This is a genomic window from Nostoc sp. CHAB 5715 (assembly GCF_020829685.1).
Taxonomy (GTDB): Bacteria; Cyanobacteriota; Cyanobacteriia; order Cyanobacteriales; family Nostocaceae; genus Nostoc.
In genome coordinates this window covers 1-2,188 of the sequence record NZ_JAIVFR010001138.1, presented here as the reverse complement: position 1 = coordinate 2,188, position 2,188 = coordinate 1, and the positions used below count along the sequence as shown (strand labels likewise).

General features: G+C 44.2%; 1 pseudogene. It reads right to left on the bottom strand.

Annotated features, from left to right (window positions below):
- Positions 1-216: 216 nt before the first annotated feature.
- Positions 217-1,515, bottom strand: a pseudogene (locus LC574_RS36895) (DNA polymerase III subunit gamma/tau); the annotation flags it as partial.
- Between the last annotated feature and the right edge of the window lie 673 nt (positions 1,516-2,188).

The window sequence follows — 2,188 nt, the reverse complement described above, 5'->3', positions numbered from 1 at the left end:
AAATCACAATTCTACTGATAACTTATTTTCACCAACAACTTCTGAAATTACTGGTTCAACGTTCGCAGGTGACACGGGTACTGATACAGGTTCTGGAGTTGGTGGTGAAACTAAGTTAGCAGTAGAATTGTGATTTGTTTGCGGTTCAACTGGGGGAGATGAAGTGATGGGCTGATTTTGGGCAGCCGCTACATGATCGTTTGCAGAATTATGATTTGTTTGCGGTTCAACTGGGGGAGATGAAGTGACGGGCTGATTTTGGGCAGCCGCTACATGATCGTTTGCAGAATTATGATTTGTTTGCGGTTCAGCTATCGGTAAAGAAGAGACTGCGTGATTTTGGGCAACTGCTGGAGGATAGTTTGGAGATATAGCAGGTGTGTTGACTCGCTGGGTGACACTTGGAGCTTGTGGCTGAATATTCGTCGCACTAGGTAACAATCCTAGTAATGTTACTTCCAACCACAAACGCGGCTGGGTGCTGTTTTTAATTTGCACTTCAGCTTCTCGCAAATGTTTTTGTCCTGCTAAAATCACGCTCATATCGAAGTATTGAGCAAACTCAACCAGTGCTGTCCAGGTTTGCTGAGTACAAGCAACCAAATCATGGCGATTAGGTGCAGTTTTAGCAATCAGTAAATCGCGGTAGAAGGCGGCGAGATTTTGCAGAAGAGTTAGCGGTTCTCGACCACGATCTAGAATGTAGTGAGTACAGTCTAGAACTGCTTCGGGTTTATCTTGAGCGATCGCATTTAAAAGACCCAGCAAGTCCTGTTCGCTTACTGTCCCCACCAAATCCCAAACTCTATCCGGTGTCACTTCACCCGCTAATAAACCCAATTGGTCGAGCAAACTTTCGGCATCTCGTAACCCTCCCTGAGCAAGTTGGGCTACTAAGGTTACAGCATCGGGTGAAATATGAATGTTTTCATAAGATGCGATCGCACTTAAATGCTTCACCATCGCTTCTAACTGAATGCGTCTAAAATCAAACCTTTGACAGCGCGAAATAATCGTTGGTAACACCCGTTGCGGGTCTGTTGTCGCCAACACAAAAACCACGTGTCTCGGTGGTTCTTCTAATGTCTTCAGTAGCGCGTTAAATGCCTGGGTACTGAGCATGTGGCATTCATCGATTACATAAACCTTGTAGCGACACTGCACAGGAGCAAACTGGGCTTTTTCAATCAACTCGCGGATATTATCAACACCAGTGTTACTAGCAGCATCAATTTCAATTATGTCTAAGGCATAGCCCTTGGTGATTCCTTGACAAACTTCACACACGCCGCAAGGTTCAGCAGTCGGCTTATCACCTTTGAGACAATTGAGAGATTTAGCCAGAATCCGGGCGCTAGAAGTTTTCCCCGTACCTCTAGGCCCAGTGAATAAATAGGCGGGGGCAATTTTGGATGTGCCGATCGCATTCGTGAGGGTGGTAGCGATCGCCTCTTGGCCCACCAGTTCAGCAAAACTTTTGGGGCGATATTTTTGGTGCAGGGGTTCGTAAGACATGGAAATATAGACTTCAATGCCTTTCAAAGTTAATTAGTAGCACCGAGTCGAGTTTAGGATTCAATTATTTTAGACTCTTGTACCTGCTTAGTTTGTACAAATTGCCAGAGCCACTGCCCTCAACTAATGCCGTGAATTTTGGCACTCAGGAAAGCAAGCAACCAGAGCATATCTTCTACTATGATTTCAACATCAAAGTATTGGAATTATAGCATATCATTTAGTACATTTGTTCTATGAAAATTGGGAAGATTAAAGAAACATACTTGTCCCCAAATCTCTTTCTTCAATAAGGGGCTAGTAGTCCACCACATCCTGACAGACATCCCTCTCCTTACCAAGGCTACGGTAATTACCCCCCTTAATCCCCCCGATGCATTGGGGGGAAACAAGAAATCTAATTCCCTCCCCAATACATCGGGGAGGGTTAGGGAGGCGTAAAACTTACGCTTAAACTCAGATTAGTGAACTATTTCCGCCTTGCGGTAGCAGTTTCACCCAATGTATTCCAAATACAGCAATATAAACTGACATAAAACACCTCTAGAATCTAAATCTCTACACCCTTTGGTTATGGAGGTATCTACACCATTTGATTCTAGAGGTGTTTTATGTCAGTTTATATTGCTGTATTTGGAATACATTGGGTGAAACTGCTACCGCAAGGCGGAAG